We start from the raw sequence: 13,586 nt of genomic DNA on the forward strand, positions 1-13,586 counted from the left end.
TTTGGCTATTTTTGGCCAATTAGCTTTATAGGGAAAGAAGAATTTAATGCGCAAGCGAATTTTTAGAATCATCATGAGTCTGGCAATTCTGTTGCTAGTCATCTTATCCGGCATGCTGGCCTACAGCTACTTCAATGTTGAAAGAGCCGTCAGCCGGTCCTATCAAAAAAGCGGCTTAAAAGCCGCTGAAAATGGGAACAAGGAAGAAGTATTAAAGAAAAACAAGCCCTTAGTCGTCCTCTTGATGGGGACTGACACCGGGGCCCTGGGCCGGGACTACAAGGGACGGACCGACTCCATCATGGTTTTAGTCCTTAATCCCCAGACCAAGAAGTCGACCATCGTCAGCATCGAGCGGGACTTCCAGGTCAACTTCCCGCAATATCCTCAATACTCCCCTTCTAAGATCAATGCCGCCTATACTTACGGCGGAGTCAAGCTGCTCAGCCAGACCTTAGACCGGTATTTCAAGATTCCAGTCAATACTTATGCCTTGATCAACATGGGCGGGATGAAGTCGATCATCGACCAGCTGGGCGGGGTTGATATTACTCCTCTTTTGAGCTTTGACTACGAGGGCTATAGCTATAAAAAGGGCGTGACGACCCATATGAACGGGGACAAGGCTCTGGAATACTGCCGGATGCGTTATGACGACCCTGAAGGCGACTACGGCCGGCAAAAGCGGCAAAGACAGGTCTTGACCGCGATTATTAAGAGCGGGGCTGACGTCCAGAGCCTCTTAAAGCCAGCCTTCCTCAACTCTGTTTCCAGCCAGGTCAGAACTGATTTGACTTTCAGCGACTTGACCCAGATGGCCAAGTCCTACCGGGCAAGCGGCGACCAGCTGGAAACCGACTACACCCACGGGACCGGCTTTAACCAGGACGGGGTCTCCTACCAGCACATCAGTCTGGCAGAGCGGCAAAGAATCAGCGACCTGGTCCGCCAGGCTGCTGGCTTGAAAAAGGTTCAGCTGGCTAATGGCCAGTAAGGCAAACTCAATCATCTACTAAATGCTTTATACTTATTACTGTTTAATCTGACAAAAAGGACCCGCTTTTGCGAGTCCTTTTACTTTGTTCTCAGATCTATTTACTGCTTGCTGCTTACTCTTCACTTGCCTCTTTGCTCTTTTCCAGCTGCTTTTGCCGGTAGGCAATCAAGCGCTCGAATTCCGTTTTCAGCAAGGCCCCCATCGGGACGGCAATCAGCATCCCCACAAAGCCACCCATGGCCCCGCCGGCAATCACGCAGGCGATAACGTACAGGGGGTGGATGTGAATGGCTGAAGACAAAAGCTTAGGATTAAGAATATTGCCATCAATCGCCTGGATCAAGAGGAGAATAATCATCCCCACGATCAAAGCTGTCATATTCTGGCTGAGGGTGCAGGCTAAGATAACCATCCCATAGCCTAAAATCGGACCAAAGTATGGGATCAGGTTCCCCAGCCCGGTTACCAAACCGATCAAAAGGCCATATGGGACCTTGGCAATCAGCATGGCCAGGCTGACTAAAAGGCCAACGATAAAAGCATCGATAATTTGCCCTCTGATGTAGCCGGAGAAGGCCCGGTCAGCGTCTGCTAAGAAGAGCTTGATTCCGTTGATCACCTTTCTGTTTAAGAGGGTGCCCAGGTTTCCCTTCCAGTAGGCCGCGATTCGCTGACCATCGTAGAGGAAGTAGATGGCAAAAATCACCCCGAAGAAGAAGTCGCTCAAAAAGCCAGTTACCCGGCCGACCCCCTTTTGCAGATAAGAGACCAGGCCGCTGGTCGACCAGCCCTGCTTTTGCAGGTAGGCTAAGATTTCGTTGATAAAGCTGCTGTACTGGGCTTTCAGTTGGTCATAGAGGCTTTCTAAGCTGTCCAAGCTGAAATGGCTCAGCTGCTTGGAGAAGGTCACGAAAACTGCTGTCGCGGCCAGTAAAATAACCAGCAAGAGCAAGAGCAGGGTCAAGGCCACGGCGGCTGACCGGCTGGCTGTCGCCACTGCCCCCCGGCTGCTGCCCTTGGAAAACTTCCGGTCAAAGAAGTTGGTCAAAGGCATCAAAAGATAGGTTAAAACCAAACCGTAAGTCAAAGGCTGGGCAATTGCCGCCAGAATCTTGCCTACCCGGACCCAGAAGCCAGTTGACTCATAGGCTAAAAGCAGGATGAAGAGACCGGCAAAGACCGTGCCCAGACAGTAAAGGGCAATCTTAAAATACTTCTGATCAATGTGGTTCCAAAATTTGTTCATCATACACCTCGCTAGTTTGACTAGCTTTTATTATAACAGTTTCCGGCCCTGGCCAAAGCACGAAAAAATAGCAGTTGCGAAAACTACTATTTTTTATCTTATTCTCGATTATGATTTTTACATCACGTGGTGGATCCAGCCTTCTGGGGCTTCGACTTCCCCATTTTGGATGCCAGTCAAAGTGTTGTAAAGTTCTTCCATGAACTTGCCTGGCTTGTCCATGCCTGATGGCAGGTCGATGACCTGGTCGCCATTGACGATGCGGCCAACTGGTGACAATACGGCAGCCGTGCCGACCAAAGCACATTCCTTGAAGGATGGAACTTCGTCGAAGCGGACTTGTCTTTCTTCAACCGTCAAGTTGAGGTAGTGTTCAGCCAAGTATACGATGGAGCGTCTAGTGATTGATGGCAAAATTGAATTTGACTTAGGAACGACCAAGTGGTTGTTTTGGTCGATGAAGATAATGTTTGAGCCACCCGTTTCTTCAATGTAAGTTTGGGTAGCTGGGTCCAGGTACATGTTTTCAGCAAAACCTGCCTGGTGGGCAGTGACAGTCGCCTTCAAACTCATGGCATAGTTCAAAGCGGCCTTAACGTGGCCAGTCCCGCGAGGTGCGGCCCGGTCATATTGGGCAACCTGAACGGCAACTGGAGTAGCCCCGCCCTTGTAGTATGGGCCAACTGGAGTTGCAAAGATTCTGAACATGTAGTCAGTTGCCGGAGCAACGCCGATGATTGGGGTGGTACCAATTTCGTATGGACGCAGGTAAAGAGTCGCACCTGAACCGTATGGTGGTACCCAGTCAACATTGCCCTTGACTACTTGGTCAATTGCTTCAACGAACTTGTCCTTTGGATAAGGCTGCATTTCGATCCGCTTAGCGGAGTTGTACATCCGTTCCGCGTTTTGGTCTGGCCTGAAGACAACGACAGAGCCGTCCTTCCAGGTGTAGGCCTTCATCCCTTCAAAAACTTGCTGGGCGTATTGCAGGGTTTCAGCACATTCATTCAATACAACATTAGGGTCGTCGGTCAGCTTGCCGCCTTCCCAGGCGCCATCGTGGAAATAGTCCACGTAGCGCTTGTCGGTTTGATGATAGCCAAAGCCGATATTTGCCCAATCGAGATCTTTTTTAGCCATGATATTACCTCCTAAAAATTCAATCACTAGTTTTTATAGTTGTAACTATAATACTCTTTCTGAAAGTTAGCAAGGCCTTTTTAAAATTATTTTCATCTTCTTGCTATTTTTTGCTAACTTTAATTCTTATAAGGCCTAAGCCTTGCGCAGACAAGCCTTTTGACCCTAATTTTCTCTTTTTTAAAGTTAGCTAATCTTTTCTTAATTTTCCTTGTTGGTTGACAAAAGGTCCTCATCCAGGCCCCGGCTGCATTCTGCCTGCAGGGTGACGTGGTTGATGGCAAACTTTTCCTTCAGACAAACAGCAATCTCTTCATCAAGCTCTTCAATCCGCTTGGCGGTTAAACCGGAGTCAACCACAATGTGGGCGTCCAGCATGATGGTGTCATCACTGTAGCGCCAGACATGCAGGTGGTGGAGCTGTCTTATCTCCTTAAAGGCCAAAACAGCCGCTTCAATGGCTTCCAGGTCCAAGTCGGGGTTAGTTTCCATCAAGACGTTAGCTGAGTCCCTGGTAACTTCAAAAGCCTCTTTCAAGAGGAAAATTGCCGCGGCCATAGTTAAGACCGGGTCCACCAGGGTCCAGTTTTGGTAGTAAATCAAGAGTGACCCCACTACGACAGCCACGCTGGACAAGGTGTCCGACATCATATTCAAAAAGAGGGCCCGGGCATTCAAGTTCTCCTTGCTCCCCTTGCCCAGGATCAGCATGGAGATCAAGTTGCCGGCCAGGCCAATCAAGGAGACGATGAACATGACGCCCCCTTCAATCGGTTCAGGCTTGCTGAAACGCTTAATGGCTGAAATAAAGAGATAGATGCTAATGGCCAGCAAGAAGAGGCCGTTGGTGTAGGCAGCCAGGGTTTCGGCCCGCTTGTAGCCAAAGGTCTTGTGCTGGTCCTTGCTTCTTTTGGCGATCAAATTAGCGGCAAAGGCAACCACGATGGAAACAATGTCACTCAAGTTATGCAAAGCATCTGACAAGAGGGCCAGGGAACCGGAGATAATTCCGCCGGCAATTTCCGCGGCCGTAATGATGACATTGAAGACAGTCACCCACAAATACCTTTTTGATGCTTGGTCTTTCATGATTTTTACCTGCGTAATCTTTTATATATCGTTTTTGGTATATTTACTCTTGCCTACACTATATAACAAAAATGATATATAATCAAGGGGGGAAAACTGGAAAGGAGAACCGCATGACAGATGAAGAACTGATCGACCAGGCGGCCCGCCTTTTCAAGGTCTTGGGCAACAGCCTGCGAATCCATATTCTCTTTTACCTGAGAAAACACGGCGAAAGCCCGGTTTCGGCAATCGTCGGCCACCTGGGCGTCTCTCAGCCGGTAATTTCCAAGCAGCTCGGTATTTTGAAAAAATACGATTTCGTGCAGAAACGCAAAGCAGGCACTTTTGTCTACTATTCAATCAACGACCAGGACATCGTGCAGATCATCGACGCGATGACTGAGCACCTGGACCACCTGGACCGGCTGCAATAGTTTTACTCTTTATTTTTAATACAAACAAAAACGGCTTCTACCTTCCGGTAAAGCCGTTTTTTCTGTCTTGCTCTTAAAATTAAGCGCCGGTATATTGAACCAGGGAGAAGATGTCCACGTCCGGGAACTTTTCTCTGCCCTTAAGGTCGGTCAGTTCAATGTAAAAGGCTGCCCCGACAACTTTCCCGCCCAGGCGTTCAATCAATTCCTTAGTGGCGTGCAGGGTGCCGGCCGTTGCCATCAAGTCGTCGCAGATGACTACTCTTTGGCCAGGCTTGATCGCGTCCTTGTGCATTTCCAGGACGTTTGACCCGTATTCCAGGTCGTAAGCCGCAGCTTCTACTTCCCGTGGCAGCTTGTGGGGCTTACGGGCTGGCACGAAGCCGATACCCAGTTCGATTGCTACCGGAGTCCCGACCAAGAAGCCCCGGGCTTCCGGCCCGACGATCACGTCAGCTTGCCGGCTCTTGGCGTATTCAGCAATTTCGTGAGTAGCTGCCGCGAAGGCTTCACCGTCTTGCAGGATCGGGGTGATGTCCCGGAAGATGATTCCTTCATTCGGGAAGTCCTTGACGCTGGCAATGTACTTCTTAAAATCAATTGACATTTTGTAATCCTCCATTTGCTAGACCACTGGCATAGCGAATTAATTCATTCGAAGAGATTGTTCGTAATTTGTTAACGAAGGCATATTCTGCTTTCACTGACCGGTAATAGGCTGAATCGTCCAAAGACTTCTTTGTCGGACTCGGCTTAGGGAGCAATCTGTCCTCTTCCATTTTAACAAAATCAAGGGTAAAAAACACCCTCAAAATAAACATGATACTGTCCGGATCCATCCCCAGCTGGCCGGCAGCCTGCATGTAATCATTCGGTTTTAGTCCCGGGTGGGCTAAAAAGTACTGCCAGACCAGGCCGAAGTTGCCCCGGCTGGGCAGGGCCTCCCCTGGCAGCTGGTCCAACTGAAAGCGCAGGTAGAGCTGGCGGTAAGGCTTGGCCAGGACAAAGTTCAGCTGGGCCTCATTGGCCGGCACGTCAAGAACTGACACGACCTGCTGGCTGAGGTCTTCATTGTCCTTAGCCAGGGAAATCTGCTCTTTAGTAATGCCAAAATGATTCATGGCCTGGCTGAGATTTTTCTCATCAAATAAGAGATACTTGTCCGCAAAACCCAGCAAATTCTCCTGCCCGCGGAAGTCCACAATCCGGGCGGCTGGCGCGTACAAGGACTGGCCGTAATGCAGGTCAACAATCCGGAACTGGACATTGGTCCTGCCTTTAAAAGTGTTAGAAGCAAGCTTAACCAACATCTGCTGCAAATAAGGCAGGACAGTTTGGTTTAAGCCGTGGTCAAAATCCACCGCCCTGACCGGGCCCACCATGAAGCTGCAGCCCTTCCGCATCGGGCGGAAGTTAGAAATCTGCGGCTTGTCCAGCAAAAAGACCGGCTGGGGGTTGTCCGTGCCAAAAGGCCCGGCCTGGGCCAGGTCATAAACGCTGGTCAAATCAACATCTAATGGACTGATCGTGCCATCATATTCCTGGACCTTTTCCGGACCCTTCTCCCCTGCCTTAAAGCTTTGGTTAAAGTCGCGCCTGAGCTGGTTCAGATTTTCCTCAGTCGTCGACAGGCCGCAGGCAAAGTCGTGGCCGCCAAACTGGGTGATGGACTTGCCTTCAAAAGGTTTCAAGGCATTGAACAAGTTGAAGCCCTGGCTGGACCGGCCGGACCCCTTGACCAGGCCGGCCTCGTTTTTCGTCAGCATCAAGGTCGGCTTGTGGTATTTTTCCACGATCTTATTGGCGACTAAGCCCATGACCCCTTCATGCCAGGCCGGGTCATACAGGGTCAATGTCGCTTCTTTCTGGTAGCCCCGGCGCTTAATTTGAGCCTCAGCCGCCCGCATGGTCGCTTGAGTCAGGTCTTTTCGCTCATTGTTCAGCTTTTCAATCTGATCGGCTAATTCCTGGGCCTCGCCCGGGCTTTCCGCCAAAAGCAGCCTTACGGCCAGGCTGGCATCAGCCAGGCGGCCGCAGGCGTTTAAACGGGGAGCGATGCTAAAGCCGACGTCTTCTTCATCAATCATCCCCGGGGTAAGGCCGGCATTGCGGATAAGAGCCACCAGGCCCGGCCGGGAGCTTTCATTCAGCATCTCCAAGCCCCGCTTGACGATAATGTGCCCTTCACCGGAAACTTTGACCATGTCCCCAATGGTCCCGATCATGGCCAGTTCCAAAAATTCGCTGGCCGTGTCTTCTAAGACTGCCCGGGCAATAGTATAAGCTACCCCGGCCCCGCAATAGTCGTCAAAAGGATAAGCCTGGCCTGGGTAGTTACAGTGCACCAGGGCATAAGCGTCGGGCTTTTCCTCCTTGAAGGTGTGGTGGTCGGTAACGATCACGTCCACGCCGTGAGACTGTGCATATGCCACTTCTTCAATCCCGGTTACCCCATTGTCAACGGTAATGATCAATTTCGTCCCGTCTGCCACAATATCCTTGTAGCGGTCTAAACTTGGCCCATAGCCGTCCTTGAAGCGGTCAGGAATGAAGTAATGGACATCAGCCCCCATGATGGTCAGCATTTCCGTCATGATGGCCGTGGCGGTGATCCCGTCAGCATCATAGTCCCCGTAAATAGTGATCTTTTCACCCTCGTCCAGGGCCTGGTTGATTCGGTCGACTGCCTTGTCCATGTCATGCATCAAAGAGGGATCTGCCAGGTCATTTTCACTGGCGTGGAGCCAGTAGTCGATTTTTTCCTCGCTGTCAATTCCCCGCAAAGAAAACAACTTAGCCGTTAATGGGCTAAGTTGAAATTTCTCAACCAGGCTACTGGCCAAAGGAGCAGCTGTTCTTTCTTGCCATTTCATCGAAGTTTAAACATCTCCAAATTCTGCTTGCTTGCTGGCTTGACCGCGGTCAGTTTCCCTCTTAAAGACCAGCGGTTTACCCCGCCATCGGCACAGGTGATCAAGGTCACGATCTTCTTCTTGGTGTTGGCAACCAGCCAGACGGCGCTGGGGTCAACCACCTTCTTGTAGTAGATCTTGTATGCATAGACCTTCTTTAAATCAGTCAAGTAGACCATGCTGCCCAGCTTGACCCGTTCAAGGGGTGAAAAAAGGGCCCCCTGGTCAGTCATGTAGTGGCCGGCCAAAGGGTAGTTCCCCTTCCCCATCTTCTGGTCAGCCCGCATGGTGCCGCCCCCTGTTGACAGAGCCGCGTCTGAGAGGCCCTGCATAACTGGCAGGTAGAGCTTGACGCTGGGGATGGAAATTGCCCCAATTGCGCCAGCGGTGTTCTTGACCCGGCTGCGGGTGGTCTGGGCAAAGTCAATTGACTTGACCTTCTTGAAGTCATACATCCCCTTCTTTTTCTGGTTCTGCACGACCTGGTCCCGGGTCAGGCCCTTTAAAGCCGCGGTCTGGTTCTGCTTGACCAAAAACGCGCTGATCTGCTGGTTAAAGACCAAAGCCAGGCCCAGCAAAAAGAGGATTACGGCAACTAGGCGCAGAATAATCCGGCGGACTGGGTGGTCTTTTGTATTTTTACTTGCCTTTGATGTCATCGTCATTCATCCGTAATACTGCCATAAATGCGTCCTGCGGGACTTCCACCCGGCCAACTGACTTCATCCGCTTCTTGCCCCGCTTCTGCTTCTCCAGAAGCTTGGCCCGCCGGTCCGGGTCACCGGTGTGGATCTTCCAGGTAACGTCTTTTCGGTAAGGCTTGATCGTAGCCCGGGAAATGATCTTGGACCCAATTGCTCCTTGGATGTCAACTTGGAAGTTTTGCCGCGGGATCAGCTTCTTCAACAGGCTGCACATCTGGACGGCCCGGTCCCGGGCTTCTTCGCGGTGGGCGATGAAGCTCAAGGCATCGATCGGTTCCTTGTTCAGGAGAATGTCGATCTTGACCAGGTTGGTGGCCTTGTAGCCGATGATTTCATAGTCCAAAGAAGCATAGCCCTTGGTTGAAGACTTGAGCTGGTCAAAGAAGTCGTAGATGATTTCCGCCAGGGGCATTTCGTAGATCACGTTGACCCGGTACTTGTCCAGGTAATCCATGGTTTGGAACTCGCCCCGCTTGCCTTCACACAGCTGCATTACTGCGCCGACGAAGTCATTTGGCACCATGATTTCCGCCTTAACGTAAGGCTCTTGCAATTCCTTGTATTCACCGGCATCCGGCAGGTCAGCCGGGTTGTCGATCAGCTTGACCTCCCCAGTCGGCATGATGGCGTGGTAGTCAACTGACGGCGCGGTCATGATGAGGTCCAGGTCAAATTCCTGCTCCAAGCGCTCTTGCACGACGTCCATGTGCAAAAGGCCCAAAAAGCCGCAGCGGAAACCAAAGCCCAGGGCCTGGGAAGTTTCCGGTTCAAATTCCAGGGACGCATCGTTAAGCTGTAATTTCTGCAGGGCTTCCTTCAAGTCGTCATAGTCCCGGTTGTCGGTTGGATACATACCAGAGTAGACCATTGGCGGAATCTGCCGGTAGCCTGGCAAAGCTTCTGCCGTCGGGTTTTCAGCGCTGGTGATGGTATCCCCGACCCGGGTTTCCCGGACAGACTTGATATTGGCAGTAATATAGCCAACGTCCCCGGCAATCAAGATGTCTTCTTTAACCGGGTGGGGGCTGGAAACGCCGACTTCGGTTACTTCATACTTTTTGCCGGTGTTCATGATCATGATTTCGTCGCCTGGCTTAACCGTGCCTTCTTCAATTCTGACTGACATGACCACCCCCCGGTAGTCATCATACTTGGAGTCAAAGATCAAGGCCTTGAGGGGCTTGGTCAAGTCCCCGGTCGGCGCTGGGATGTCGGTCACGATTCTTTCCAAAAGTTCCGGAATCCCTGCCCCGGTCTTGCCGGAAACTTCCACGGCGTCGCTGGCGTCTAAGCCCAGCATGTCGCCAATTTCGCTCTTGGCCATGTCCGGGTCAGCGCTTGGCAGGTCGATCTTGTTTAAAACAGGCAGGATTTCCAGGTCGTTTTCCAAAGCCAGGTAAGTATTGGACAGGGTCTGGGCTTGGACACCCTGGGAGGCGTCAACGACCAGGACAGCCCCTTCACAGGCGGCCAGGGACCGGGAAACTTCATAGGAGAAGTCGACGTGGCCGGGGGTGTCGATCAAGTGGAAAATGTAGTCTTCCCCGTCATTGGCGTGGTACTTGACCTGCACCGAGTTCATCTTGATGGTGATCCCCCGCTGCCGTTCAAGGGGCATGTCATCCAGCATTTGATTTTTCAGCTGCCGCTTGGAAACCGTGTCCGTCAGTTCCAGAATCCGGTCGGCAATCGTTGATTTGCCGTGGTCAACGTGGGCCACGATTGAAAAATTGCGGATGTGCTTTTGGTAGTCTTTTAATTTTTCTAAGTCCATATATTTTCTCGCATCCTTACTAAAGTACTAAACAATTATACCCGAAGTGGAAAGTTGATTTAATACTTTTAAACTGCTTGTAGACACTACATTCTATCATACTTTAAGTTAAACAGGATTAAGCCAAGTTCAACTTCTTTTCGGGCTTTTTTCGGGCAACTCTTCCAGCAGACGCCGACGCTCTTCCACGTAGGACAGTATAGCGTCCAGGTCCTCTTCCGTCGCCAGGTTCAAGATGAAGCTCTTTGCTGATGATCTCCTGGTGATGTATGATTTACGTGCTCTGTTTTTTTCATCCCACTTCTTGCTTGCTCTTCGTTGAGCTTCTGTAACTTTTACCATTCTAGTAGTACCTCAAAAATCAACTTAATCAATACGGTCGCTATTACTGAGTATGAAGCGTAGATAACGCATTTTTGCTTTTCTTTTTCTGACATCTTTGCTAAAATACGGATATGACAAAGCGACAGATCTAAGTCTGCCACTTTGCATTACTATTTGATCAAGGCGAGGATCACTCTGCCAATCTGCTTGATCAGCTCGGTAACCGGAAGTGCCCAAGCTGAAATCATTGCATATTTGGCGATGACTTCGTCTTTTTCTTTTGGATCTTTAGCCATATCCGTAAGTCCTCCTTTCTATTCCGGATGGCTTTACTCCTTTCCTTACAATTACTATTATACGCCATATCGTAGATATGCCAACACTTTTCTTTGTGAAAATATAAAAAATAAGCCTAGCTCCCCTTGAAGGAACTAGGCTTATTACTATTTCGTGATTGTCACAAACTCGTCTGGAATCCACAGGTCTTTACCAATCAGATAGCACTTCTTGCCCTTGATCGTCATGACCTTGGCCGTCTTCCAGGAAGATCCTTGCGGCACGTATGAGTCAGTATAGTGGCCGCTCTTGGAGAGCAGGCGCACCTTCCAGGACGCCTTCCCAGCACCCAGATCCTTGACCTTGACTACGTGATCAAAGTCCTTAGCGGTAGCCTTAGCTGTCTCCTTCTTGGCTGGCTCAGCAGTCTTCTTGGCGGCCGACTTTTCGGCCTTGAAAAAGGCTACATTGCCGTCTACGCCCAGGCCGTGCCAGTTTGACGTAAACTGCCAGATGAGCACGCCGTCCATTGATGGAAAGTAGCCGAAGTCTGCTGATGAGACCGCCGACATCGTAGGGTAGGAAGCTACCCAGAGACAAGTCCCATAGCGCTTGACGATCTGTGCAGTGTCGATAGCTGAGCGCATCAGAGCCGCACCAGAATACAGACCGACTTTGTAGCCTGCTTTTTTGCAGGCGTCCATAAAGGCGATGATCGCCGCCGTGTTGGCAGATTTCGCTCCGGTCACTACGTTTCCGGACCCTGCTTCCCAGTCCAAGAAGAGGTAGCGCTTTTTGCTGATGTTCTGCTTGCTTGCTCTAGCCAGGAAGAACTTAGCTTCTTCTTTAGCCCGGCTGACAGAGCTGCCAAACTCAGCATAGTGGTAGGCGTGAGTTTCCATGCCCAAAGACCGGCTGGACTTGATCTGAGCCGTGTCCTTCGGGTTAAAGTAGCCAGTCCCCTGCGTGAGCTTGACCACACTAAAGCTAGCGCCTGCCTTGTGATAGCCGGATAAGTCTGTCGGCTGGTAACTTGCCACATCGACGCCGTAAGTCTTACTTACCATTAGTAACCTCCTTAGTTTCTGCTACTGCCTGCTGTGAGTTGGCGAGGTGCATGGCGTTGACAGCATCTTCAACAGCCCCCTTGACAATAATCGGGGTTACCCCCTTTACGCCAAGCCAGCTCAAGCCTTGAGTGACCACTTCAACGGCATATTGGCGTTTACTATCATTGCTCATGTCGACCCGATCAGCCTCGTGGACTGCATAGGTAGCGAGCTGACCAACAACGTCCATAGCCTTGCCTGCTGCAGTTGACTTGTTGATTTTTGTCTTGTTTTTTGCGTAAAGCCCAGCGATCACGGCCACCAAGTAGCCGCCGATCGTCATGGCCAAATAGATCCAGTCTTTAACCGTCATTCTTTGCCTCCCTTTGTCTTGCTTCACTCTGCTGCATCAGCAGATCCTTCTTTAGCTTCAAAATCTGCTGATCCTGCTTCTTAGTCTTCTCATAGTACTCATCACGCTCACGCTTCATCTTCTCAACTTCTTCGTTCAGACGGTCAAACTGGTCTTTAGCAGTCTCCCTGTCTGACTTGGCCTTGTTGAGCTTGTACGAATAGTAAGCAGTGATGACACTGACCACCAAGGGTAAGACCTTCGTAGCTAAATCTTGCCAGTTCGTATGTCTCACCCTTTCTTGATTCTGTCGCCTTCTTCTCCACTTGGGCTCTGCTTGGCCATGTAAAGTGTCACCAGAGCCATGACCAGCTCTCCGATCCCACTCATGAACATGTGTGGCTCACCTGCTGGCGAAAACAGCGCATGAGAAAACTCTGTCATGCTGAGGATCGTGTAGTAGCCTGTGGCAATGGTAATCAGCCAGTGATCTGCCTTGACTGATTTTACCTTGGAGTAGGCCCACCAGATCAAACCAATTCCTGTCAGCGTGCCGATTGCTCCGACTACATCGTCGTTGAGGATAGCCGTGATGATCTCTGGATGAGGCGGCCAGAAAAAGTATCTGTCGTTATTCATCAAAATCAGTCCCGTGGCGATCAGATCAAGGCCTACGATGAGATGGAGAGGTGATCCGCTTCTAAGATTCTTCATAGTCTTCGCCTGTGATGAGCTTGTAGCCCTTGCCTGTGATGTAGCCAAGCTTTACGTATGATTGGACGGTCGCCTTGTCAATCCAGCCCCAGTCGTATTCCATCTTGTACGTAGGTGCCAGCCAGTCTGGATCTAAGATATAGTAATTTGCTGCCATGTTCTGCCTCCTTATTTGACTTCTTCAGCGTTCTTAGCTGCCAGTTGTTGGGCAAGTTGGTTGATAGTAGCAGACATGCTACCAAAGTTGGCGTTGATTGATGACACCATCTTCAGCAGAGCGGTATTTTGCTGGTTTAAGACTTCCTTGCTTGCCTGCAGCCCATCTACTTGTGCTGAAAGCTCTTTGATCGTATCAGCTGCTTTTTCCACCCACGTGGCATTGATCCAGTCATAAGTAGGTTGCTTCAGATCAGAGCCTGGTGTGTCTGGAGGGTAAGGATATTTTCCCACCTTATCCTTCTCTACCAGCTCACGCTGACAGTCTACGTCTACGTCAGAGCGGTAGGCGTAGGTGAAATTGCTGAGCAGGTCAGTGATCATCTCTGCTTGCGTTTTAGTTACTTCGATTGATTGAGTTTCTTCTGTCATAA

Annotated in this window: 16 protein-coding genes; 2 read left to right on the forward strand and 14 right to left on the reverse strand. The window is 50.5% G+C overall.

The annotated features are described in order from the left end of the window. The first annotated feature begins 46 nt into the window (after positions 1-46). Positions 47-994 carry an LCP family protein gene (locus ACLUXO_RS01665; RefSeq protein ID WP_412136064.1) on the forward strand — a complete coding sequence of 316 codons (948 nt, stop codon included), beginning with the start codon at positions 47-49 and terminating at the stop codon, positions 992-994. Between the two features lie 115 nt (positions 995-1,109). Here ACLUXO_RS01665 and ACLUXO_RS01670 read toward each other — a convergent pair whose 3' ends face one another. From ACLUXO_RS01670 to ACLUXO_RS01680, 3 genes are all read right to left on the reverse strand, one after another. Further along, positions 1,110-2,243, reverse strand: a complete 1,134-nt coding sequence (locus ACLUXO_RS01670) for an AI-2E family transporter (RefSeq protein WP_412136065.1) — start codon at positions 2,241-2,243, stop codon at positions 1,110-1,112. A gap of 117 nt (positions 2,244-2,360) precedes the next feature. Beyond that, a complete protein-coding gene (locus ACLUXO_RS01675) occupies positions 2,361-3,386 on the reverse strand; it encodes a branched-chain amino acid aminotransferase (RefSeq protein ID WP_412136066.1) in 1,026 nt (341 codons plus the stop codon). A 201-nt stretch (positions 3,387-3,587) separates the two neighbouring features. After that, positions 3,588-4,475 (reverse strand): cation diffusion facilitator family transporter, encoded by an 888-nt coding sequence (locus ACLUXO_RS01680; RefSeq protein ID WP_412136067.1) that lies wholly within the window; start codon positions 4,473-4,475, stop codon positions 3,588-3,590. Between the two features lie 113 nt (positions 4,476-4,588). Between ACLUXO_RS01680 and ACLUXO_RS01685 the strand changes: the two genes are divergently transcribed. Continuing rightward, complete coding sequence (locus tag ACLUXO_RS01685) at positions 4,589-4,891, forward strand: ArsR/SmtB family transcription factor (RefSeq protein WP_342095095.1); 303 nt, start codon at positions 4,589-4,591, stop codon at positions 4,889-4,891. Positions 4,892-4,970: 79 nt separating this feature from the next. Here ACLUXO_RS01685 and ACLUXO_RS01690 read toward each other — a convergent pair whose 3' ends face one another. From ACLUXO_RS01690 to ACLUXO_RS01740, 11 genes are all read right to left on the reverse strand, one after another. Then, the gene (locus ACLUXO_RS01690; RefSeq protein WP_013439788.1) at positions 4,971-5,498 is read right to left on the reverse strand and encodes an adenine phosphoribosyltransferase; all 528 of its coding nucleotides are present in this window, start codon (positions 5,496-5,498) and stop codon (positions 4,971-4,973) included. Continuing rightward, a complete protein-coding gene (recJ, locus tag ACLUXO_RS01695; RefSeq protein WP_412136068.1) occupies positions 5,488-7,764 on the reverse strand; it encodes a single-stranded-DNA-specific exonuclease RecJ in 2,277 nt (758 codons plus the stop codon). Before recJ ends, ACLUXO_RS01690 begins: the two co-directional genes overlap by 11 nt. After that, positions 7,761-8,462, reverse strand: a complete 702-nt coding sequence (locus tag ACLUXO_RS01700) for a class A sortase (RefSeq protein WP_412136069.1) — start codon at positions 8,460-8,462, stop codon at positions 7,761-7,763. The genes recJ and ACLUXO_RS01700 overlap by 4 nt, the downstream gene beginning before the upstream one ends. Further along, on the reverse strand, positions 8,443-10,281 hold the full coding sequence (gene lepA / locus ACLUXO_RS01705) for a translation elongation factor 4 (protein ID WP_300615955.1): 1,839 nt from the start codon (positions 10,279-10,281) through the stop codon (positions 8,443-8,445). The genes ACLUXO_RS01700 and lepA overlap by 20 nt, the downstream gene beginning before the upstream one ends. Positions 10,282-10,775: 494 nt before the next feature. Next, positions 10,776-10,901 (reverse strand): hypothetical protein, encoded by a 126-nt coding sequence (locus ACLUXO_RS01710; RefSeq protein ID WP_412136070.1) that lies wholly within the window; start codon positions 10,899-10,901, stop codon positions 10,776-10,778. A gap of 147 nt (positions 10,902-11,048) precedes the next feature. After that, positions 11,049-11,948, reverse strand: a complete 900-nt coding sequence (locus ACLUXO_RS01715; RefSeq protein WP_412136071.1) for a GH25 family lysozyme — start codon at positions 11,946-11,948, stop codon at positions 11,049-11,051. Then, positions 11,938-12,303, reverse strand: coding sequence for a phage holin (locus ACLUXO_RS01720; protein ID WP_412136072.1), 366 nt, complete (start codon positions 12,301-12,303; stop codon positions 11,938-11,940). The genes ACLUXO_RS01715 and ACLUXO_RS01720 overlap by 11 nt, the downstream gene beginning before the upstream one ends. Beyond that, complete coding sequence (locus ACLUXO_RS01725; RefSeq protein ID WP_412136073.1) at positions 12,293-12,577, reverse strand: hypothetical protein; 285 nt, start codon at positions 12,575-12,577, stop codon at positions 12,293-12,295. The genes ACLUXO_RS01720 and ACLUXO_RS01725 overlap by 11 nt, the downstream gene beginning before the upstream one ends. Continuing rightward, a complete protein-coding gene (locus tag ACLUXO_RS01730; RefSeq protein WP_412136074.1) occupies positions 12,574-12,996 on the reverse strand; it encodes a hypothetical protein in 423 nt (140 codons plus the stop codon). The genes ACLUXO_RS01725 and ACLUXO_RS01730 overlap by 4 nt, the downstream gene beginning before the upstream one ends. After that, positions 12,983-13,153 (reverse strand): XkdX family protein, encoded by a 171-nt coding sequence (locus ACLUXO_RS01735; protein ID WP_412136075.1) that lies wholly within the window; start codon positions 13,151-13,153, stop codon positions 12,983-12,985. Before ACLUXO_RS01735 ends, ACLUXO_RS01730 begins: the two co-directional genes overlap by 14 nt. Before the next feature lie 11 nt (positions 13,154-13,164). Beyond that, on the reverse strand, positions 13,165-13,584 hold the full coding sequence (locus ACLUXO_RS01740) for a hypothetical protein (RefSeq protein WP_412136076.1): 420 nt from the start codon (positions 13,582-13,584) through the stop codon (positions 13,165-13,167). Positions 13,585-13,586 lie beyond the last annotated feature (2 nt).

It is taken from the genome of Lactobacillus delbrueckii subsp. bulgaricus (assembly GCF_046938665.1).
GTDB classification, from domain to species: Bacteria; Bacillota; Bacilli; order Lactobacillales; family Lactobacillaceae; genus Lactobacillus; species Lactobacillus delbrueckii_C.

Coding starts and splice junctions, on each gene's coding strand:
- ACLUXO_RS01665 (WP_412136064.1), top strand. CDS start 47: ATGCGCAAGCGAATTTTTAGAATCATCATGAGTCTGGCAATTCTGTTG.
- ACLUXO_RS01670 (WP_412136065.1), bottom strand. CDS start 2,243: ATGAACAAATTTTGGAACCACATTGATCAGAAGTATTTTAAGATTGCC.
- ACLUXO_RS01675 (WP_412136066.1), bottom strand. CDS start 3,386: ATGGCTAAAAAAGATCTCGATTGGGCAAATATCGGCTTTGGCTATCAT.
- ACLUXO_RS01680 (WP_412136067.1), bottom strand. CDS start 4,475: ATGAAAGACCAAGCATCAAAAAGGTATTTGTGGGTGACTGTCTTCAAT.
- ACLUXO_RS01685 (WP_342095095.1), top strand. CDS start 4,589: ATGACAGATGAAGAACTGATCGACCAGGCGGCCCGCCTTTTCAAGGTC.
- ACLUXO_RS01690 (WP_013439788.1), bottom strand. CDS start 5,498: ATGTCAATTGATTTTAAGAAGTACATTGCCAGCGTCAAGGACTTCCCG.
- recJ (WP_412136068.1), bottom strand. CDS start 7,764: ATGAAATGGCAAGAAAGAACAGCTGCTCCTTTGGCCAGTAGCCTGGTT.
- ACLUXO_RS01700 (WP_412136069.1), bottom strand. CDS start 8,462: ATGACATCAAAGGCAAGTAAAAATACAAAAGACCACCCAGTCCGCCGG.
- lepA (WP_300615955.1), bottom strand. CDS start 10,281: ATGGACTTAGAAAAATTAAAAGACTACCAAAAGCACATCCGCAATTTT.
- ACLUXO_RS01710 (WP_412136070.1), bottom strand. CDS start 10,901: ATGGCTAAAGATCCAAAAGAAAAAGACGAAGTCATCGCCAAATATGCA.
- ACLUXO_RS01715 (WP_412136071.1), bottom strand. CDS start 11,948: ATGGTAAGTAAGACTTACGGCGTCGATGTGGCAAGTTACCAGCCGACA.
- ACLUXO_RS01720 (WP_412136072.1), bottom strand. CDS start 12,303: ATGACGGTTAAAGACTGGATCTATTTGGCCATGACGATCGGCGGCTAC.
- ACLUXO_RS01730 (WP_412136074.1), bottom strand. CDS start 12,996: ATGAAGAATCTTAGAAGCGGATCACCTCTCCATCTCATCGTAGGCCTT.
- ACLUXO_RS01735 (WP_412136075.1), bottom strand. CDS start 13,153: ATGGCAGCAAATTACTATATCTTAGATCCAGACTGGCTGGCACCTACG.
- ACLUXO_RS01740 (WP_412136076.1), bottom strand. CDS start 13,584: ATGACAGAAGAAACTCAATCAATCGAAGTAACTAAAACGCAAGCAGAG.